The organism is Enterobacter cloacae complex sp.6700776, from assembly GCF_048284255.1.
GTDB lineage: Bacteria > Pseudomonadota > Gammaproteobacteria > Enterobacterales > Enterobacteriaceae > Enterobacter > Enterobacter intestinihominis.
The window spans coordinates 72532-93387 of record NZ_JBLVYK010000010.1; the positions used below are offsets into that span (position 1 = coordinate 72532).

Below are 20856 nucleotides of genomic sequence, written 5' to 3' on the forward strand. Positions count from 1 at the left end.
TCACCTGTATAACCAGTAGGCGGTGGCGTCAATGCTGGCACCACTCGCAATATAACGTTTAAGCGCAGCGGTGTTGCCCATCTGGGTTGCGACCCGCAGCGTCGATACCTGTTGTTGCTCCGCCCAGTGCAGCGCCGCCTGCATGAGTTTTTCGCCCATGCCGCGCCCGGCTAACAAACCGATGCGCGCCTCGTGCTCGTTGAGCCTGCGAAGCGAAACAAAACCCTGAATCTGCCCACCGGCAGTACGGAACACCAGACAGACGTGGTCAAACGTGCCTTTAACCGCATTCTCTATCCACCGGGCATAAAAGCGGCCGCTGTCATCGGGCGCATACCAGGGCGCCCGGAAACGGCTTTGAGCGAAAGCCAGCGCCGCCATCTTGCGCAGCGCGGGGATATCCTGCTCCGTTGCAATTTCCGCGCCCGGTGAGCCGTGGCGGGCCACGGTAACAGAGAGATCAACCTCGCCCTCGACCAGCCGGAATCCGTGCTGCTGGAGCGCGTCCAGCAGATCGGCGCGGTCCGCCGGGATCTTAGCCTGTACGCGCTGCCAGGCGCTGAAGTCTGCGTCCTGCAACGCAGGAGCGTTATCGCGCAGACGCACTATCGCTGAGGGGAGCGAAAAAAATACGCTTTCCCACTCAAGGGACTCCAGCACGCCGTTGAGAGTAATCAACGCCAAACGCCCTTAGTATCAACAATATACTGCTGACGCACGGCATCACCGGAGACCGCTTTAAACGCATTGTGATCCACCAGCAGCACCAGCACATCCGCCGTCGCCAGCGCGTCATCCAGTGCGGTAAGGGTGCAGTGACCGGCAAGTTTTGCCGGCAACGCATGAATATTCGGCTCAACCACCAGCGTTTCACCGCTGTGCCAGGCTGCGATCGTTTCGGCAATTTCCATTGCCGGGCTTTCGCGAAGATCGTCAATATTCGGTTTGAATGCCAGACCAAAGCAGGCAATTTTCAGCTCACTGGCACGTTTACCGCTGTCGGCGAGGCAATCCGCCACCGTGGCTTTCACCTGGTTGATAACCCAGTGCGGTTTGTGGTCGTTTACTTCGCGCGCGGTGCGAATCAGGCGTGCCTGTTCCGGATTCTGCGCCACGATAAACCACGGATCGACCGCGATACAGTGCCCACCCACACCCGGCCCCGGCTGAAGGATGTTCACGCGTGGGTGACGATTGGCAAGGCGAACAAGTTCCCAGACGTTAATCCCCTGATCGGCGCAAATCAACGACAGTTCATTCGCAAATGCAATGTTAACATCGCGGAAGCTGTTTTCGGTCAGTTTGCACATCTCGGCGGTGCGGGAGTTGGTCACCACGCATTCGCCTTCAAGGAAGATCTTATACAGCTCGCTGGCGCGCGCGGAGCAGACTGGAGTCATGCCGCCAATCACGCGGTCATTTTTAATCAGTTCCACCATCACCTGGCCTGGCAGTACGCGCTCAGGGCAGTAGGCGATGTTGATATCGGCCTGGTCGCCCGCCTGCTGGGGGAAGCTGAGATCGGGACGCGCCTCGGCCAGCCACTGTGCCATCTGCTCGGTTGCCCCAACAGGTGAAGTGGACTCAAGAATAACCAGTGCCCCTTTCTTCAGCACAGGCGCAATGGATTTTGCCGCCGCCTCGACGTAAACCATGTCAGGTTCATGATCGCCTTTAAAGGGCGTTGGAACCGCAATCAGGTACGCATCGGCTTCTACCGGCGTGGTGCTGGCGCGCAGGAAGCCACCGTCCACCGCCTTTTTCACCACACGATCGAGATCGGGCTCCACGATATGAATTTCGCCACGGTTGATGGTTTCTACCGCATGCGCGTTGATATCTACGCCAATAACCTGCTTTTGACGAGAGGCAAAGGCCGCCGCAGTAGGCAGCCCGATATAGCCGAGACCAACAACAGAGATGGTAGTAAAACTCATAGCGTTACCCGATTGTGTTTAAGTGCGTGCAAAATACGTCCACAAGCCTGCCCGTCCCCGTACGGGTTATGGGCACGGCTCATCGCCTGATACTCTTCTTCGTCATGCAGTAAGCGCGTGACCTCTTCGACAATACGACGCGGATCCGTTCCCACCAGACGCACGGTACCGGCAGTGACCGCTTCCGGACGTTCAGTGGTTTCGCGCATCACCAGTACCGGCTTACCGAGGGAAGGCGCCTCTTCCTGAATGCCGCCAGAATCGGTCAGGATCAGCCAGGCGTGGTTCATCAGCCAGACAAATGGCAGATAGTCCTGCGGCTCTATCAGGAGCACGTTTTCCACGTGGCCCAGGATACGGTTGACCGGTTCGCTGACGTTAGGGTTAAGGTGCACCGGATAGACAATCTGCACATCCTCATTCTGCGCGGCGATTTCAGCCAGCGCGTGGCAGATTTGCTCAAAGCCACGGCCAAAACTTTCGCGGCGGTGTCCCGTCACCAGAATCGTTTTCTTGCCGTTGTTCAGGAACGGATAGCGCGCAGCGAGTTCTGCCTGAAGCTCGCTGTTAGCCAGCACGCGGTCACGCACCCAAATCAGCGCATCAATGACCGTATTGCCGGTAACGAAGATTTTGCTGTCGCTGATGTTTTCGCGCAGCAGGTTCTGACGTGAGTTTTCGGTTGGCGCAAAATGGTACATCGCCAGGTGACCGGTGAGCGTACGGTTGGCCTCTTCCGGCCACGGGGAATAAAGATTGCCGGTACGCAGTCCCGCTTCGACATGGCCAACAGGGATTCGCTGATAGAACGCGGCCAGGCTGGTCGCCACGGTGGTGGTGGTGTCGCCGTGCACCAGCACTACATCCGGCTTGAACGACTCCAGAATAGGCTTTAATTCTTGCAGAATACGGCAGGTGATTTCCGTCAGTCCCTGTCCCGGTTTCATTATATTGAGATCGTAATCCGGGACGATAGAAAAGAGGGTTAAGACCTGATCGAGCATCTCACGGTGCTGGGCAGTCACGCACACTTTCGCTTCAATATCAGGATCTCTGGCCAGCGCATGAACCAGAGGCGCCATCTTGATGGCCTCCGGCCTGGTGCCAAATACGGTTAGTACTTTCACATCGATTCTCTTCGATTAGACGATGAAGGCCGCAGCCTTCATCGTAGACGGCGTTCTTAGTTTGTGCGGCGACGCAATAACGCTACGCCAGCGCCAGTCAGTGCGCCCACAATCCCCCACATGATCATCAGGAATGCGCGACGCGGACTATCGCGTTTTACAGGCTCTTCAGGCGTTCTTAAATAACGATAGGTCTGAAAACGCGGGTCCAGCGTTGGACCGACGTTGAGCGTATTGAGCATGGCGCGGTTTTGGTCGTAATCAAGGTCAAAGTCAGGGCCAACGGCCTGGATATTTTCCAGACGTGCCTGAAGCATTGGGCGACCAAGAAGGAACATTTCTGAATCAGGGAGTTCGTCAGCCGGAACATCCGTTTCGCTACGGGAAATATTGTGCTGTTCCGCAATCTTCAGCGCCTGCTCAATATTATGCACGCGACGGGCGAAGATGGCCTTAGCGACCTCTTCCTGACGTTTGACCTGCGCTTTCATCTGAATAGTACGCGCAGCCCAGGCGCCTTTCAGCTCGTCATTCAGATGACTGGCCGCACGCTGGCTGGCAAAAGCAACGTACTGACGCAACAGGTTATTGGCGTCCGGCGCCGTTTCCGCAATCAGCTTCACGCTGTCGCTAACGTTACGGAGCACATCGCCAGGCATAAACTGAATGTTGTTGATTAAATCATCCAGCAGCGCGGCATCCGCTTTGCTGTTACCGACCATGCGCTGCTTGTAGTAGTCTGTCTGGGACCAGAAATCGCGACGTGTATCCCACGACGCCAGCTGCATCACAAACTCTTTGTAGGACTCATCCATCACCGAGGCCTGATCCGGGGTCGCCAGATTGGCCTTGATATCAAGATTACGCAGGAATTGCTGCTGGGAGTAGTAGCCTCCAAGCATATTCACCGTTGGTCGGTCTGTGATCGCCGTGGCGCTCCACTCTTGTTTCGCAAAGAAGGTGTAGGCAAGCGCTAACAGCGCGAACCCCAGGCCAATCCCCACAATCCACAGTTTGCCCTGCCATAACACTCGAAACAAACCACGAATATCCAGCTCGTTCTCAGTGCCCACTGATTTCGCTCCCGCCAACGGTTGAGTCATCATAGTCCCGGTTTTACTTAGTTAATGTTGTGTTTTTGCCACTGTTCCGACGCATCCTGCGTTTTAAACGTTTAATAAAACGCGCGACTTTCCATGCACGCTTGATGCAGTAACCGTACATGAAAAATGCTAGCAAGAATAATACCAACATTACCCATTCAGGAATGAAATGAGCATATTCCGCGGCAACGCCAATCGCAGCCAGAATAGCAGCCGCTAGCGTAATCAGCACAAACGCCTGACGAGACGTGAAGCCGGCGCGCATAATCAGATGATGAATATGCTGCCGATCGGGAGAAAACGGGCTCATCCCTTTACGTAGACGACGGTACATAATAGCGACCATGTCCATCAGCGGGATGGCGATAATCCAGAGAGCCGTTACCGGGCTGATAGGGTGCGTTTTACCCTGCGTGGTCTCCAGCAGGACCCAGATCACCGTAAAGCCAATCAGGGTACTGCCCGCATCGCCCATAAAGACTTTATAGCGACGCCCTAACACACCCAGGTTCAGGCAGATGTAAGGCAGAATGGCGGCAATCATGGCAAAGCACCACATTGACAAGCTGTACTGGCCGTCAAACCATAAAATGATGCCGATTGCGCCAAACGAAACAGAGGACAGCCCACCGAGCAGACCGTCTATGCCATCAACCATGTTAAAGGCGTTGATAGCCGCCCACACGGCAAACAGCGTGAGGAAGAAGCCGAACGGCCCAAGCACCAGCTCCCAGGGACCAAACACGTAGCCCAGGCTTCTGAGATAGAGGCCGCCCACCACCATCATAATGATGCCAATGGCCGCCTGCACCGTCGCGCGGAACTTCACGCTGATATCAAAACGATCATCAAGGGCGCCGACCAGTACCAGCACACCGGCACATGCCAGGTAGAGTGCGGCATGGGGGATATAGTAATCCGCGATCCCGAATGTGAAACAGATGCCTGCGTATACCGAAATGCCGCCCACCAGCGGAATAAGCCCCTGATGACGTTTACGGAAATTCGGTTTGTCCACTAACCCAATTCTTTTTGCTACCTTGCGCGCAATGAACAAAAAACAGGTTGTGAATAAAAAAATACTGATCAGCTCAGTTACTGCAGTGAGTAGATTCACAATGGATTGCTCTCAACAAATGTTAGTCCCGGAAGTATAACCATGAAGCCTCTGCCTCAGAAGGATTAAAGAAGGCTTATCACAACTCCCTTTGTATGTTTTTCAATCAATTATTTCTTTGACTGTGCAAACCTTCTTATTGTCGCACCGACCGGTCAAAATTGGGAGTGTGTGGTAATAGCGTATAGTCCATAAATAAAAAACGCCACGTAAAAACGTGGCGTTTACTGGGATTATTTGCGTTACGAGCGTTTCATCATGTCGAAGAAATCGTCGTTCGTTTTAGTCATCGCCAGTTTGTTAATGAGGAATTCCATTGCGTCGATTTCGCCCATTGGATGGATGATTTTGCGCAGGATCCACATTTTCTGCAGCTCTTCCTGAGTGGTAAGCAGCTCTTCTTTACGGGTACCGGAACGGTTGTAGTCGATCGCCGGGAAGACGCGTTTTTCTGCGATTTTACGAGAAAGGTGCAGTTCCATGTTGCCTGTACCTTTAAACTCTTCGTAAATAACTTCGTCCATTTTGGAGCCGGTATCGATCAGCGCCGTCGCGATAATGGTCAGGCTACCGCCCTCTTCCACGTTACGCGCCGCACCGAAGAAACGCTTCGGACGATGCAGGGCGTTGGCATCCACACCACCGGTCAGTACTTTACCGGAAGCCGGCACCACGGTGTTGTAGGCACGCGCCAGACGGGTAATGGAATCGAGCAGGATGATCACGTCTTTCTTGTGCTCAACCAGGCGTTTCGCCTTCTCGATGACCATTTCCGCAACCTGAACGTGGCGGGAAGCAGGCTCGTCGAAGGTTGACGCAACCACTTCCCCTTTCACCAGACGCTGCATCTCGGTCACTTCTTCCGGACGTTCGTCAATCAGCAGCACCATCAGCACACAGTCTGGATGGTTGTAAGCAATGCTCTGCGCGATGTTTTGCAGCAGCATGGTTTTACCGGCTTTTGGCGGCGCCACAATCAGACCACGCTGGCCACGACCAATTGGCGATGCCAGATCCAGCACACGAGCGGTTAAGTCTTCAGTAGACCCGTTACCACGCTCCATACGCAAACGAGAGTTCGCGTGCAGCGGCGTTAAGTTCTCGAACAGGATCTTATTGCGGGAGTTTTCCGGTTTGTCGTAGTTGACTTCATTAACCTTCAACAGCGCAAAGTAGCGTTCACCCTCTTTTGGAGGACGAATCTTACCTGAAATGGTGTCACCAGTGCGGAGGTTGAAACGGCGGATTTGGCTAGGGGATACGTAGATGTCGTCAGGGCCGGCGAGGTAGGAGCTGTCTGCAGAGCGGAGGAAACCAAATCCGTCTTGCAGTATCTCCAGCACACCGTCGCCAAAGATATCTTCGCCACTCTTAGCGTGTTGCTTCAGGATGGCGAAAATGATGTCCTGCTTGCGCATACGAGCCTGGTTTTCCAGTCCCATATTTTCGCCGAGAGTGATCAGCTCAGAAACCGGCGTATTCTTTAATTCGGTAAGATTCATAATGGTGTGGGTTCTTAAACTCGGGGTGATTCTCGAACTTAATGTTGTGAATGGTATGGCAGGGTCATCCATGCCTGTTTAGCGGCCATCACCTCATGTCTGTTCGCTGTCTGGTCACAGGGAAAGAACGCAGAACTGAAACGACAAGACGGATTGAGTGACAAGCCCGGAATCTAGCAACTTCACGCACTGTTTAAGTTAACAACGGGAAGTATCGGGTAAAACAAGATTCAAACAACAAGATATGTTTAAAACGTAGTCATAGCTAACTTAGCACGACTAAAGCCGGGCGTCCAGAGCTCACCATTAATTAGGCGCTCTGGACGCTCAGCGGAGAAACCTTACGCCAGGTTAGCGTCCAGGAACTCTTTCAGTTGACCTTTGGACAGTGCGCCCACTTTGGTCGCCGCCACGTCACCGTTCTTGAACAGCAGCAGGGTCGGGATGCCACGGATACCGTATTTTGGCGCGGTGCCCGGGTTCTGGTCGATGTTCAGCTTGGCAACGGTCAGTTTGCCCTGATATTCGTCAGCGATTTCATCCAGAATCGGAGCGATCATTTTGCAAGGACCACACCATTCAGCCCAGAAATCAACGAGGATCAGCCCGTCAGCTTTAAGTACGTCCGTGTCAAAACTGTCGTCAGTCAGGTGAATAATTTTATCGCTCATATATAACTCCACAGGAATAAGCCTGGTACGTTGGTTTTGTCTCCACCAACGACGTGTTGATGTCGCATTAACCAACTAAAGGTTGACTTTATTTCACCGGATACGCTTTCGTAAAGCAATAGTAAGCTGATATTCTACCACACTATGAGCAAAACACATTTAACAGAACAGAAGTTTTCCGACTTCGCCCTGCACCCAAAGGTGATCGAAGCCCTTGAAACTAAAGGGTTTCATAACTGCACGCCCATTCAGGCTCTCGCCCTGCCGCTGACGCTGGCCGGTCGTGATGTTGCAGGGCAGGCGCAAACCGGTACTGGCAAAACGATGGCGTTTTTAACGTCAACGTTTCATTATTTACTTTCTCACCCAGCGATTGCAGACCGCAAAGTTAACCAGCCGCGCGCGCTAATTATGGCCCCGACGCGAGAACTGGCGGTACAGATCCACGCAGACGCTGAGCCCCTGGCGCAAGCCACCGGCCTGAAACTTGGCCTGGCCTATGGCGGCGACGGCTACGATAAACAGCTGAAAGTGCTGGAAAGCGGCGTAGATATCCTGATTGGGACCACCGGCCGTCTTATCGACTACGCTAAACAGAACCATATCAACCTCGGCGCAATCCAGGTCGTGGTGCTGGATGAAGCAGACCGCATGTACGATCTGGGCTTCATTAAAGACATCCGCTGGCTGTTCCGCCGTATGCCTGCGGCAAACCAGCGTCTGAACATGCTGTTCTCCGCAACCCTTTCATACCGCGTACGTGAACTCGCATTCGAGCAGATGAACAATGCGGAATATGTGGAAGTAGAACCGGAGCAGAAAACCGGGCACCGCATTAAAGAAGAGCTCTTCTATCCTTCTAATGAAGAGAAAATGCGCCTGCTGCAAACCCTGATCGAAGAAGAGTGGCCGGATCGCGCGATCATCTTTGCGAACACTAAACACCGCTGTGAAGATATCTGGGGCCACCTGGCGGCAGATGGTCACCGTGTGGGCCTGCTGACCGGCGACGTGGCGCAGAAAAAACGCCTGCGCATTCTCGACGAATTTACTCGTGGCGACCTTGATATTCTGGTCGCGACCGACGTGGCGGCCCGTGGCCTGCACATTCCAGCCGTGACGCACGTCTTTAACTATGACCTGCCAGATGACTGTGAAGACTATGTACACCGTATCGGTCGTACCGGTCGTGCCGGCGCAAGCGGTCACTCCATCAGCCTTGCATGTGAAGAGTATGCGCTGAACCTTCCGGCCATTGAGACCTATATCGGTCACTCTATTCCACAGAGTAAATACAATCCGGACGCGCTGATGAGCGAACTGCCGCCACCTAAGCGCCTTACCCGTCCACGTACCGGTAATGGCCCGCGTCGTTCCGGCGGTGCGCCGCGTAATCGTCGTCGTTCAGGTTAAAAAATGATGCTCAGTTCCACCTCGCTCTATGCGGCAATTGATCTCGGTTCGAATAGTTTTCATATGCTGGTTGTACGCGAGGTGGCGGGAAGCATACAGACGCTGACGCGCATCAAGCGCAAGGTCCGCCTGGCGGCGGGCCTGAGCAGCGATAATCACCTCTCTCCCGAAGCCATGGAACGTGGCTGGCAGTGTCTGCGCCTCTTTGCAGAGCGTCTGCAGGACATACCGCATGCCCAAATCCGCGTTGTCGCGACCGCGACGCTCCGTCTGGCGGTTAATGCCGTCGATTTTATTGCCAAAGCGCAGGAAATTCTCGGCTGCCCGGTGCAAGTCATCAGCGGTGAAGAAGAAGCGCGTCTGATATATCAGGGCGTGGCGCACACTACCGGGGGCGACGATCGCCGTCTGGTGGTGGATATTGGCGGAGCGAGTACTGAACTGGTGACCGGCACAGGTGCCCAGGCGACCTCGCTGTTCAGTCTGTCGATGGGCTGCGTAACCTGGCTTGAGCGCTACTTTACTGACCGCAATCTCGCGCAAGAAAACTTCGACGAGGCTGAAAATGCCGCGCGTGAAGTGCTGCGTCCGGTCATGGACGAACTGCGCTACCACGGCTGGAAAGTGTGTGTTGGGGCGTCAGGAACTGTACAGGCGTTGCAGGAAATCATGATGGCGCAGGGGATGGATGAGCGGATCACGCTTGCTAAACTCCAGCAGCTTAAACAGCGCGCCATTCAATGTGGTCGTCTGGAAGAGCTGGAAATTGAAGGGCTGACGCTCGAACGTGCGCTGGTCTTCCCCAGCGGGCTAGCCATTCTCATCGCCATTTTTACCGAGCTAAACATCCAGTGCATGACCCTGGCAGGCGGCGCACTGCGCGAAGGTCTGGTCTATGGGATGCTGCATCTTTCGGTGGATCAGGACATTCGAAGCCGTACGCTACGTAACGTCCAGCGCCGCTTTATTGTGGATACCGATCAGGCGCAGCGAGTGGGCCAACTGGCATCGCTCTTTGCGGATCAGGTTAAACCACGTTGGGATATCGAACCGTTAAGCCGCGATTTGCTGCTAAGTGCGTGTGCGTTGCATGAAATTGGGCTTAGCGTTGAGTACAAACAAGCGCCGCTACACGCAGCCTGGCTGGTGCGTAATCTCGATTTGCCGGGCTACACTCCCGCGCAGAAAAAATTGCTCGCGACCCTGCTGCTGAATCAAACCAACGCCGTTGACCTCTCTTCACTTCATCAGCAAAACGCTGTACCGCCGCGCGTGGCCGAACATCTCTGCCGCTTACTTCGTCTGGCGATTCTGTTTGCCAGCCGGCGTCGCGACGATCTCCTCCCGGCCATTACGCTGGTGGCAGACGATGAAAAACTGACGCTGACGCTGCCTGAAAATTGGCTAGAAGATCATCCGCTTGGAGCAGAGTTGATCGAGCAGGAGTGCCAGTGGCAGAGCTATGTGCACTGGGCGCTTGATGTGAAGTGACCCTTTGAAGCGTGCCGGGGGGCGGCTTCGCCTTACCCGGCCTACAAAATTGTTATCCTTTCTCTTTGGCTTTCGCCAGCATGGCGCGTATGTTCGCCACGTTGGCTTGACCCTTGTGCATCCGCTCTTCAGCGGTAATAGCTTTACGCTCCTGCTCCCAGATAAGATCGTCCTGAGGCAACTCCAGCAGGAAACGGCTCGGCTCCGGGCGCACCAGCTCACCATACTGACGGCGCTCTTTGCACAGCGTAAACGTCAGCTCTTTCTGCGCACGGGTGATCCCCACGTAGGCCAGACGGCGCTCTTCGTCGACGTTATCTTCATCAATGCTGCTCTGGTGCGGCAGCAGGCCCTCTTCCATCCCCACCAGATAGACATACGGGAACTCCAGCCCTTTCGAGGCATGCAACGTCATCAGCTGGACCTGATCGGCTTCTTCTTCACTCTCGCCGCGCTCCATCATATCGCGCAGCGTGAAGCGGGTGACCACCTGCGTCAGGGTCATCGGCTCGTCAATCTCAGATCCTTCAAGCATTTCGGTCATCCAGCTGAAGAGCTGATTAACGTTTTTCATGCGCATTTCTGCCGCTTTCGGGCTGGCGGAGGTTTCATACAACCAGGATTCGTAATCAATGCCGTGGATCAGATCGCGTACTGCCGCCACGGGCTCGCGCTCTGCCAGACGCTGCACCTCACCCAGCCAGTGGGTAAAGCGGGTTAAGGCGTCATAGCCGCGCCCGGTCAGGGTCTGGCTCAGCCCCATATCGAAGCTGGCGGTGAACAGACTTTTATTGCGGGTCATCGCCCATTCACCCAGCTTTTGCAGCGTCGCAGAGCCAATCTCGCGCTTCGGCGTATTTACAATGCGCAGGAAAGCGCTGTCGTCATCCGGGTTGGTCAGCACGCGCAGATAGGCCAGCAGATCCTTGATTTCCGGACGCGAAAAGAATGACGTACCGCCGGAGATTTTGTAGGGGATGCGGTTCTGCATCAGCATCTTTTCAAAGACGCGCGACTGGTGGTTTCCGCGATAGAGGATCGCGTAATCCTTGTATTCAGTTTTGTTGACGAAGTGATGGGCAATCAGCTCGCCGGTTACGCGCTCCGCTTCGTGCTCTTCGTTATTGGCGCTAAGGACTTTCAGCTCGGTCCCGTAACCCAGTTCAGAGAACAGGCGCTTCTCAAAGACGTGTGGGTTGTTGGCAATCAGGATGTTCGCCGCCTTCAGGATACGCCCGGAAGAACGGTAGTTCTGCTCCAGTTTAATCACCTGCAACGCCGGGAAGTCTTTGCTCAGCAGCACCAGGTTCTGCGGACGTGCGCCACGCCAGGAGTAAATCGACTGATCGTCATCGCCTACGACGGTAAAACGCGCGCGCTGTCCTACCAGCAGCTTCACCAGCTCGTACTGGCTGGTGTTGGTATCCTGGTATTCATCCACCAGCAGGTAACGAATTTTGTTCTGCCAGCGCTCGCGCACCTCTTCATTCCGCTGAAGCAGCAGCGTCGGCAGCAGGATCAGATCGTCGAAATCCAGTACGTTGCAGGCTTTCATATGCGCGTCGTACAGGCCATAGCAGTGGGCAAAGATGCGGTCACGCTCGCCTTTGGCACTTGCCGCAGCCTGGGCCGGCGTCATCAGATCGTTTTTCCAGTTCGAGATCGTCGAGATCAGCTGTTGCAACAGCACTTTGTCATCTTCGATCAGCCCTTCCGTCAGCTCTTTGAGCAGCGCCACCTGGTCGGTGTCATCAAAGAGCGAAAAGTTGGACTTCATTCCCAGCGCCGCGTATTCGCGCTTGATGATATCCAGACCCAGCGTGTGGAAGGTGGAGATCATCAGCCCGCGCGCCTCTTTACGGCCCAGCGTCTGGCCGACGCGCTCTTTCATCTCACGCGCCGCTTTGTTGGTAAAGGTGACCGCCGCGATATGGCGCGCCTGGTATCCACAACCCCGAATTAAGTGGGCGATTTTGTTGGTGATCACGCGTGTTTTACCGGATCCCGCTCCCGCCAGCACCAGGCAGGGTCCGGTGACGAATTCGACAGCTTGTTGTTGTCCGGGGTTTAAACGCATAAATGATCACTCAATGAAAGTCGGGAGAGGAGGAAAAACGCGTGGTAGTATACCGATCGTAAACTCGTTGACTCAAGGCACGATCATGGCAAAAACAGCAGCAGCACTGCATATCCTTGTTAAAGAAGAAAAACTGGCACAGGATCTGCTCGAACAGATTAAAAACGGCGCCGACTTCGGCAAACTGGCGAAGAAACACTCGATTTGCCCGTCAGGCAAACGCGGTGGTGACTTAGGCGAGTTCCGCCAGGGCCAGATGGTTCCGGCGTTTGATAAAGTGGTCTTCTCCTGCCCGGTGCTGGAGCCAACCGGCCCACTGCATACGCAGTTCGGCTATCACATTATCAAAGTGTTATACCGCAACTAATCAAAAGCCCGGTGCATTAACTCACCGGGCTTTTTTATTTGAGTGTTCCAGCGTTCAGATACCGTCGCCGTATTCGAAGGTGTGGTGAATACCGTTAAAGTGCTGATCCATATCCATCGACGGTTTATCGCTGTCTGGCTTACCGACGATGCGCGCCGGGACGCCAGCGGCGGTGGTGTGCGGCGGTACAGGCTGGAGCACAACCGATCCCGCGCCAATCTTTGCGCCGCGTCCGACTTCAATATTGCCAAGGATTTTAGCACCCGCGCCGATCATCACCCCTTCACGAATTTTCGGATGGCGATCGCCGCTGGTTTTACCTGTACCGCCCAGCGTAACGGATTGCAGAATCGACACGTCATCTTCGATCACCGCCGTTTCACCGACAACAATGCCGGTGGCGTGATCGAGCATGATCCCGCGGCCAATTTTCGCCGCCGGGTGAATATCGACCTGGAAGGTCACGGAAACCTGGTTTTGCAGGAAGATGGCCAGCGCGCGGCGTCCCTCATTCCATAACCAGTGGCCGATGCGGTACGCCTGTAAGGCGTGGAAGCCTTTGAGATACAGCAGCGGCGTGGAGTATTTATCCACCGCCGGGTCACGCGTGCGCACGGCCTGAATATCGCATGCGGCAGAAGCAATCATTTCCGGATCGGCAGCGTAGGCCTCTTCCACCACCTCGCGAATAGCGATAGCAGGCATGATAGGGGAAGCCAGTTTATTGGCGAGCATGTAGCTCAGGGCGCTGCCGAGATTTTCGTGCTTGAGTAGCGTCGCGTGATAAAAACTGGCCAGCATGGGCTCACAGTCGGCCAACGCTCGGGCTTCGGCTTTAATATTATTCCAGACGATATCCAGTTCTTCACACGGCATTGCTTGCTCCAGACGATAGTTAATGACCAGCCAGTTCTGCGCTGGCTGGGTCATTCAGGTGACGATACTTCCCGGCTAATTGCTGCTGCGCTCGTCCTTGCGCGCACGACCTAATAAGGTCAATGCTGCCTCGCGCGCATTTTTTCCGCAATACAATACCTGATAAATTTCCTCGGTTATTGGCATTTCGACACCGAAACGATGCGCCAATTCGCGAACTTCTTTGGTATTGCGATAGCCTTCAACCACCTGACCAATCTTCTCCTGCGCGCTTTTGACATCGCTACCCTGTCCGAGCATCATGCCAAAGCGGCGGTTACGCGACTGGTTGTCGGTGCAGGTCAGCACCAGATCGCCCAGCCCAGCCATTCCCATAAAGGTGGCCGGATCGGCGCCCAGCGCTTCTCCCAGGCGTGACATTTCGGTCAGGCCACGGGTGATCAGCGCCGTACGCGCATTCGCGCCGAAGCCGATGCCGTCAGACATCCCGGCCCCGATGGCAATGACGTTCTTCACCGCGCCGCCCAGCTGTACGCCGATAAAATCAGGGTTGCTGTACACGCGGAAGCTTTTGCCGCAGTGCAGCAGTTGCTGAAGATCGTCGGAAAATGCCTGGTCGGTGGACGCCAGCGAGATCGCCGTCGGCAAGCCCGCAGCCAGCTCTTTGGCGAATGTCGGCCCGGAGATCACCGCCAGCGGGATCGCTGTTCCCAGCGCTTCGCGGGCAACGTCCTGCAACAGACGTCCGGTTTCCGCTTCCAGCCCTTTCGTCGCCCACACAATACGCGCATCCGCACGCATCAGCGGCTTAATCTGACGCAGGACTTCGCCAAACACATGGCTTGGCACCACAATCAAAATATTGCGGCTGGCCGCCAGCGCGGTCGCGAGGTCGCTTTCCAGATACAGTGAGTCAGGGAACGGAACGTCCGGGAGAAACGCCACGTTGCAGCGGTCGTGTTGCAACGTCGCGATATGTTTTGGATCGTGGCCCCACAGGACCACGTCGTGACCATTTCTTGCCAGTGTGATGGCAAGAGCGGTGCCGTAAGAGCCGGCACCGATCACAGTCATTGACGCATTAACAGTGCTCATCAGGCATCCTGATGTTGTTCGGCACCTTCGCCAGCCTGCTGCTGTAGATAGTTCATAAACAGCGCATCAAAGTTGACTGGCGCAAGGTTCAGTTGCGGGAATGTACCGCGAGAAACCAGGCTGGTGATGCATTCACGCGCATACGGGAACAGGATGTTCGGGCAGTATGCACCCAGGCAATGCGCCATCTGGTTACCTTCGATGCCGCCGATAGAGAAGATACCGCCCTGCTGGACTTCGCACAGGAATGCAGTTTCTTCGCCCAAGGAGGCGGTCACGGTGACACGCAGTACGACTTCATACACGTCATCCGCCAGTTGGGTGGATGCGGTATCCAGATCAAGTTTAACCTCTGGCTGCCAGTCTTTCTGGAAAACGTGCGGCGCATTTGGCGCTTCGAAAGAGACATCCTTGGTGTAGATGCGCTGGATCTGGAAAGTCATCTCGGTGTTGTTTTGTTCTGACATGGAAAAACCCTTTTTAATTGTCCTAAAGTCTCTAGCTCAGCAGCGGATCGAGTCCACCGCGGGCGTCGAGCGCATACAAGTCATCACAGCCGCCAATGTGCTGCGCATCAATAAAAATCTGTGGAACCGTTGTGCGACCACTGCGTTGGATCATCTCTTCGCGTTTAATCGCGTCACCATCAATCGGCAGTTCCTTAAACGTTACGCCTTTGCTGGACAGCAGCGCTTTCGCTCGGTGGCAGAACGGGCACGTTGCTTTGGTGTAGATCTCAATATTGGCCATCACTTAACTCCTTATTTACCGCGCACTAAAGGAAGATTCTCCCCGCTCCAGCCGGAGATGCCTTCTTTCAGCACCGTTACGTTTTCAAAGCCTGCTTTATGCAGTGCGTTGGCAGATTCCTGCGCCTGCATGCCAGTGCCGTCAACAACAATAATCGGCTGGGCTTTATGCTTCTCCAGCTCACCAATGTTGTTCGCTTTAATTTCCGCTGGCAGCAGGTTGATAGCACCTGCAATATGGCCCTTGCGGAAATCGTCGCGCTGACGCAGATCGACAACCACGGCGTCCTCTTTGTTGATCAGACGTGTCGCTTCACCGCGGGTGATCACCTTAATTTTAGACGTCAGTCCCTTAAATGTGGTGAACAGTACAGCGACCAGCAGGCCAATCCACGCGATGCTCAGAACCGGGTGGCGGCTAACGAATTGCATAATTTCTTGCATGGGGGGTAACAACTCCCGACTAAGTGATTAAAAAAACCAGGACAGGAGTATACCTGTGCGCTGTGGCAAATACAGCCAGCGACATAAAGCTAATCTATTTTCTGCGGCATGCCACGAAAAAAAAGCCTCAAAATGGCCCGAGAACGGCCTTGCCTCCACGCTTTCTTTGATCTTCTGCGGCTATTTTATCGATTCAGCTGTAGTAAAATTACGCAAATTTTTTGTCTCTTGAGCATGAGGTTGTCGCAATGTCGGTTTCTAAAAAACCTATGGTACTGGTGATTCTGGATGGCTATGGCTACCGTGAAGATCAACAGGATAACGCCATTTTCAACGCCAAAACCCCGGTTATGGATGCGCTATGGGCAAAACGTCCCCACACCCTGATTGATGCGTCTGGTCTGGAAGTCGGCCTGCCGGATCGTCAGATGGGCAACTCTGAAGTGGGTCACGTTAACCTGGGCGCAGGCCGTATCGTTTATCAGGACCTGACGCGCCTGGACGTTGAAATCAAAGAACGTACATTCTTTGCCAACCCAACGCTCACCGGAGCAGTTGATAAAGCCGTTGCCGCAGGCAAGGCCGTGCACATTATGGGCCTGCTCTCTGCGGGCGGCGTTCACAGCCACGAAGATCACATCATGGCGATGGTAGAGCTGGCCGCTGAGCGCGGTGCGGAAAAAATCTATCTGCACGCCTTCCTGGATGGTCGCGATACGCCGCCACGCAGCGCAAAAGGTTCTCTGAAAGCCTTTGAAGATAAATTTGCCGCACTGGGCAAAGGCCGCGTGGCATCCATCGTTGGCCGTTACTATGCCATGGACCGCGACAACCGCTGGGACCGCGTTGAGCAAGCCTATGATCTACTGACCCTGGCAAAAGGCGAGTTCCAGTTCCCGACCGCCGTTGAAGGCCTGGAAGCGGCTTACGCGCGTGATGAAAACGACGAATTTGTGAAGGCAACCGTGATCCGCGCTGAAGGCCAGGCCGATGCCGCTATGGAAGATGGCGATGCGCTGATCTTCATGAACTTCCGTGCTGACCGCGCGCGCGAAATCACCCGCGCCTTCGTCAACAGCGATTTCGACGGTTTCGCCCGTAAGAAAGTGGCGAAGATCGATTTCATCCAGTTGACCGAGTATGCAGCGGATATCAAAGCCCCATGCGCGTATCCACCCGCTTCCCTGGAAAATACCTTCGGCGAGTGGATGGCGAAAAACGATAAAACGCAGCTGCGCATCTCCGAAACTGAGAAGTATGCGCACGTGACCTTCTTCTTTAACGGGGGCGTAGAAGAGCCGTTTAAAGGCGAAGACCGCATCCTGATTAACTCACCGAAAGTCGCCACATACGATCTCCAGCCAGAAATGAGCTCTGCGGAGCTGACCGAAAAACTGGTGGACGCGATCGAAAGCGGTAAATACGACACCATCATCTGTAACTATCCGAATGGCGACATGGTGGGCCACACCGGCGTGATGGAAGCTGCCGTTAAAGCGGTTGAAGCGCTGGACCACTGCGTTGAGCAGGTCGCGAAAGCGGTTGAATCCGTGGGCGGCCAGCTGCTGATCACCGCTGACCACGGTAACGCAGAACAGATGCGTGACCCGGCAACCGGTCAGGCGCATACTGCCCATACCAACCTGCCTGTTCCACTGATTTATGTAGGTGATAAGTCAGTGAAAGCAGTGGAAGGCGGCAAGCTTTCCGACATCGCGCCAACCATGTTGTCGCTGATGGGTATGGAAATCCCTGAAGAGATGACTGGCAAGCCGCTGTTCATCGTGGAATAATCGCTCCCCATGAGGGGAAAGGCGATTTTTTCAATCACATGGGTCGTGAAGCCGTTTCGGTTATCAGTCAGACCTCTGCTTTGCGCCAGCGCACTCAGCGCTGGCGTATTGCTGTGCGCCGCATCTGCCCACGCGGATGACCGCGACCAGCTCAAATCCATTCAGGCCGATATCGCCGCCAAAGAGCGTGTGGTACGCCAGCAGCAGCAGCAGCGCTCTGCCCTGCTTGCCCAGCTTAAAAAGCAGGAAGAGGCTATTTCCGCCGCCGCGCGTAAGCTGCGTGAAACACAAAACACCCTTGCCCAGCTTAATAAGCAAATCGATGAAATGAACGCATCGATTGCGAAACTGGAGCGTCAGCGCGATGCCCAGGAGCGGAACCTTGCTGCACAGCTTGATGCCGCTTTCCGCCAGGGTGAGCACACAGGCCTTCAGTTGATCCTCAGCGGTGAAGAGAGCCAGCGCGGTCAGCGTTTACAGGCCTATTTCGGCTATCTCAACCAGGCTCGTCAGGAGACCATTGCGCAGCTGAAACAGACGCGCGAAGAAGTCACCACGCAAAAAGCCGAGCTGGAAGAGAAGCAGAGCCAGCAGCAAACGCTGCTCTACGATCAACAGGCGCAGCAGGAGAAGCTTGAGCAGGCGCGCAATGAGCGTAAGAAGACGCTCGCCGGGCTGGAGTCCTCTATCCAGGCAGGACAAAGCCAGCTGAGCGAAATGCGCGCCAACGAATCCAGACTGCGTAACAGCATTGCCCGGGCAGAAGCCGCGGCCAAAGCGCGCGCCGAAAAAGAAGCGCGCGAAGCGCAGGCGGTGCGTAATAAGCAGCAGGAAGCCTCCCGGAAAGGCACCACCTACAAACCGACTGAAAATGAACGTTCCCTGATGTCGCGTACCGGCGGCCTCGGCTCCCCGCGTGGTCAGGCTTACTGGCCCGTTCGCGGTACGATCTTGCATCGCTATGGCGAACAGTTGCAGGGTGAGCTACGTTGGAAGGGGATCGTTATCGGTGCGTCTGAAGGTAGCGAAGTGAAAGCCATCGCCGATGGCCGCGTGATCCTGGCCGACTGGCTACAGGGTTACGGGCTCGTGGTGGTGGTCGAGCACGGTAAAGGCGACATGAGTCTTTACGGCTACAATCAGAGCGCGCTGGTCAGCGTTGGCACTCAGGTGCGCGCGGGTCAACCCATTGCCCTTGTGGGCAGCAGTGGCGGTCAGGGCCGCCCGTCACTCTATTTCGAAATTCGTCGTCAGGGTCAGGCGGTCAATCCACAGCCGTGGTTGGGAAGATAAGTTTTGCTTCAATTTCGTCGAATTGTTTTTTCCGTCGTCAGCGCACTGGCGCTGGCTGCACCGGTTTATGCAGGCAAACTCGCGATTGTGATTGATGACTTCGGTTATCGACCACACTATGAAAATCAGGTGCTGGCGATGCCGTCAGCCATCTCTGTCGCCGTCCTGCCTAATGCGCCTCACGCGCATGAAATGGCGACCAAAGCGCACAATGGCGGCCATCAGGTCCTCATCCATCTGCCGATGGCCCCTCTCAGCAAGCAGCCGCTGGAAAAAGATACCCTGCGTCCGGACATGAGCAGCGACGAGATCGATCGCATCATCCGCGATGCGTACAATAAAGTGCCGTATGCCGTGGGTCTGAATAACCATATGGGCAGCGCGATGACCTCCAGCCTGTACGGTATGCTGAAAGTGATGCAGGCGCTGGAGCGTTACAATCTCTACTTCCTCGACAGCATGACCATCGGCAATAGCCAGGCGATGCGTGCCGCTCAGGGGACGGGTGTAAAAGTCATCAAGCGCAAAGTCTTCCTGGACGACTCCCAGAACGAAGCGGATATCCGCGTGCAGTTCAACCGCGCGGTACAGCTGGCGCGCCGTAACGGTTCGGCGATTGCCATTGGGCATCCGCATCCGTCTACCGTTCGCGTTTTGCAGCAAATGTTGCCGGGCTTACCCGCCGATATCACGCTGGTGCGTCCGAGCGATCTGCTCAATGAACCTCAGGTGGATACTTCCCGTCCGGGTAGCGCGCAACCACCCGCAACGCAGCCGCGTAATCCATTCCGCGGCGTGAAGAACTGCACGCTGAAACAGCCGCCTGAACCGGTCTATGCAACCCGCTTCTTCACGGTGATTGGCGAAAGCATCAGCAGCAGTACGCTGGTTAAATACGTCCAGCAACAGTGGCAGGGTTGGGGGAAAAAAGCCTGATCGGCTAACGCCTATTCTGCTAGATAAGAGTCCGACTGCTCTTTTGCAACGGACTCTTTCTTTTCCCGATCCTGATACCAGGCCTTGAAATACTTCAAAAAACTGTACGCCGTGGCATAAAACCCTGTCACCACACCCACTTTGCCCTGACGCCACGCACCGCTAAACAGATACCATTTGAAAAATGCGCCGATAGCGCTGATCGCGCCGCGACCAAGAGAGGGACGTATCGTCTGATATTGAACCAGGCGAGTGGTATATCCGTTTAATTTATTGAAAAGTTCATGCAGTGAATAAAACGTATCATGTCTGACATAGCCAGGAATACGTTCAGAACGGAGAAAACCTTCAACCTGATCGTCTACTGGCCGGTTATTAAATCGTGACTGCGTACGGTTAAAAAGACGCACCGGATAATCCGGAGATGAGACTGGATAAATCGTTCGGACATTTTCTCCCAGAACAAACCAGTGACGACATATCCGCCACGCCATATCCGGTTCGGGTTCATCGCCCATTTTTAATTTTAAAATAGCACCAACGGTTTCTTGATCGAGTATTTCGTCACTGTCCATGCACAGCACCCAGTCGTTGTGCGCATGGGATATGGCATGGTTCATCTGCTCGCCGTGCCAGCTATATTTTTTGAATATGGGCGACAATCCATAACTCTGGCAAATATATATCGTTGCGTCTGTACTGCCGGAATCAACTACAACGAATTCATCTGCTATTTTTAAAAGAGGAGGAATAACATCGTGCAACGTTCTTTCGGAGTTAAACGTTAATAAGCAAACCGTTATTTTAAACATATTCTCACTCTCTCAAAAACAACATAAAATTTTTGCGCTAATACTATCGAATT

General features: G+C 54.7%; 20 protein-coding genes. 6 read left to right on the forward strand and 14 right to left on the reverse strand.

The features are described from left to right. The 7 genes from rffC to trxA form a co-directional block, all read right to left on the reverse strand. A complete protein-coding gene (rffC, locus tag ACNQ0T_RS15485; RefSeq protein WP_046621722.1) occupies positions 1–678 on the reverse strand; it encodes a dTDP-4-amino-4,6-dideoxy-D-galactose acyltransferase in 678 nt (225 codons plus the stop codon). Then, positions 675–1937, reverse strand: coding sequence for a UDP-N-acetyl-D-mannosamine dehydrogenase (gene wecC / locus ACNQ0T_RS15490; protein WP_032626557.1), 1263 nt, complete (start codon positions 1935–1937; stop codon positions 675–677). Before wecC ends, rffC begins: the two co-directional genes overlap by 4 nt. Next, on the reverse strand, positions 1934–3064 hold the full coding sequence (gene wecB, locus ACNQ0T_RS15495) for a non-hydrolyzing UDP-N-acetylglucosamine 2-epimerase (protein WP_032622055.1): 1131 nt from the start codon (positions 3062–3064) through the stop codon (positions 1934–1936). Before wecB ends, wecC begins: the two co-directional genes overlap by 4 nt. 56 nt (positions 3065–3120) lie before the next feature. Next, positions 3121–4167 carry an ECA polysaccharide chain length modulation protein gene (gene wzzE, locus ACNQ0T_RS15500; RefSeq protein WP_022646646.1) on the reverse strand — a complete coding sequence of 349 codons (1047 nt, stop codon included), beginning with the start codon at positions 4165–4167 and terminating at the stop codon, positions 3121–3123. Positions 4168–4180: 13 nt separating this feature from the next. Continuing rightward, a complete protein-coding gene (gene wecA, locus ACNQ0T_RS15505) occupies positions 4181–5284 on the reverse strand; it encodes a UDP-N-acetylglucosamine--undecaprenyl-phosphate N-acetylglucosaminephosphotransferase (RefSeq protein WP_001050933.1) in 1104 nt (367 codons plus the stop codon). A gap of 242 nt (positions 5285–5526) precedes the next feature. Continuing rightward, positions 5527–6786, reverse strand: coding sequence for a transcription termination factor Rho (rho, locus tag ACNQ0T_RS15510; RefSeq protein WP_001054528.1), 1260 nt, complete (start codon positions 6784–6786; stop codon positions 5527–5529). 341 nt (positions 6787–7127) lie between these two features. Then, a complete protein-coding gene (gene trxA, locus ACNQ0T_RS15515) occupies positions 7128–7457 on the reverse strand; it encodes a thioredoxin TrxA (RefSeq protein ID WP_006812392.1) in 330 nt (109 codons plus the stop codon). A gap of 144 nt (positions 7458–7601) precedes the next feature. Here trxA and rhlB point away from each other — a divergent pair, with 144 nt between their 5' ends. Continuing rightward, complete coding sequence (gene rhlB, locus ACNQ0T_RS15520) at positions 7602–8870, forward strand: ATP-dependent RNA helicase RhlB (RefSeq protein ID WP_022646644.1); 1269 nt, start codon at positions 7602–7604, stop codon at positions 8868–8870. 6 nt (positions 8871–8876) lie between these two features. Continuing rightward, positions 8877–10361, forward strand: a complete 1485-nt coding sequence (gene gppA / locus ACNQ0T_RS15525) for a guanosine-5'-triphosphate,3'-diphosphate diphosphatase (protein WP_038416966.1) — start codon at positions 8877–8879, stop codon at positions 10359–10361. 52 nt (positions 10362–10413) lie between these two features. Here gppA and rep read toward each other — a convergent pair whose 3' ends face one another. Beyond that, positions 10414–12438: a DNA helicase Rep gene (rep, locus tag ACNQ0T_RS15530; protein WP_022646642.1), complete on the reverse strand. Its 2025-nt coding sequence runs from the start codon at positions 12436–12438 to the stop codon at positions 10414–10416. 85 nt (positions 12439–12523) lie between these two features. Here rep and ppiC point away from each other — a divergent pair, with 85 nt between their 5' ends. Next, a complete protein-coding gene (ppiC, locus tag ACNQ0T_RS15535; RefSeq protein ID WP_006812396.1) occupies positions 12524–12805 on the forward strand; it encodes a peptidylprolyl isomerase PpiC in 282 nt (93 codons plus the stop codon). A gap of 54 nt (positions 12806–12859) precedes the next feature. Here the strand turns inward: ppiC and cysE are convergent, their stop codons facing one another. The 5 genes from cysE to ACNQ0T_RS15560 form a co-directional block, all read right to left on the reverse strand. Then, a complete protein-coding gene (gene cysE, locus ACNQ0T_RS15540) occupies positions 12860–13681 on the reverse strand; it encodes a serine O-acetyltransferase (protein ID WP_022646641.1) in 822 nt (273 codons plus the stop codon). A 75-nt stretch (positions 13682–13756) separates the two neighbouring features. Next, positions 13757–14776: an NAD(P)H-dependent glycerol-3-phosphate dehydrogenase gene (gene gpsA / locus ACNQ0T_RS15545; RefSeq protein ID WP_006812398.1), complete on the reverse strand. Its 1020-nt coding sequence runs from the start codon at positions 14774–14776 to the stop codon at positions 13757–13759. Then, a complete protein-coding gene (gene secB, locus ACNQ0T_RS15550; RefSeq protein WP_003860835.1) occupies positions 14776–15243 on the reverse strand; it encodes a protein-export chaperone SecB in 468 nt (155 codons plus the stop codon). The genes gpsA and secB overlap by 1 nt, the downstream gene beginning before the upstream one ends. Before the next feature lie 31 nt (positions 15244–15274). After that, positions 15275–15526: a glutaredoxin 3 gene (grxC, locus tag ACNQ0T_RS15555; RefSeq protein WP_003860837.1), complete on the reverse strand. Its 252-nt coding sequence runs from the start codon at positions 15524–15526 to the stop codon at positions 15275–15277. Between the two features lie 11 nt (positions 15527–15537). Then, positions 15538–15969 carry a rhodanese-like domain-containing protein gene (locus ACNQ0T_RS15560; protein ID WP_003860840.1) on the reverse strand — a complete coding sequence of 144 codons (432 nt, stop codon included), beginning with the start codon at positions 15967–15969 and terminating at the stop codon, positions 15538–15540. Positions 15970–16217: 248 nt separating this feature from the next. Between ACNQ0T_RS15560 and gpmM the strand changes: the two genes are divergently transcribed. From gpmM to ACNQ0T_RS15575, 3 genes are read left to right on the forward strand one after another with little or no spacing between them, the layout of a single operon-like run. Beyond that, positions 16218–17762, forward strand: a complete 1545-nt coding sequence (gene gpmM, locus ACNQ0T_RS15565) for a 2,3-bisphosphoglycerate-independent phosphoglycerate mutase (RefSeq protein ID WP_417930218.1) — start codon at positions 16218–16220, stop codon at positions 17760–17762. 33 nt (positions 17763–17795) lie between these two features. Further along, the gene (gene envC, locus ACNQ0T_RS15570) at positions 17796–19055 is read left to right on the forward strand and encodes a murein hydrolase activator EnvC (protein ID WP_230259580.1); all 1260 of its coding nucleotides are present in this window, start codon (positions 17796–17798) and stop codon (positions 19053–19055) included. Positions 19056–19058: 3 nt separating this feature from the next. Next, the gene (locus tag ACNQ0T_RS15575; RefSeq protein WP_032622054.1) at positions 19059–19991 is read left to right on the forward strand and encodes a divergent polysaccharide deacetylase family protein; all 933 of its coding nucleotides are present in this window, start codon (positions 19059–19061) and stop codon (positions 19989–19991) included. An 11-nt stretch (positions 19992–20002) separates the two neighbouring features. Here the strand turns inward: ACNQ0T_RS15575 and ACNQ0T_RS15580 are convergent, their stop codons facing one another. Beyond that, complete coding sequence (locus ACNQ0T_RS15580; protein ID WP_271075113.1) at positions 20003–20803, reverse strand: glycosyltransferase family 2 protein; 801 nt, start codon at positions 20801–20803, stop codon at positions 20003–20005. Positions 20804–20856: the final 53 nt, after the last annotated feature.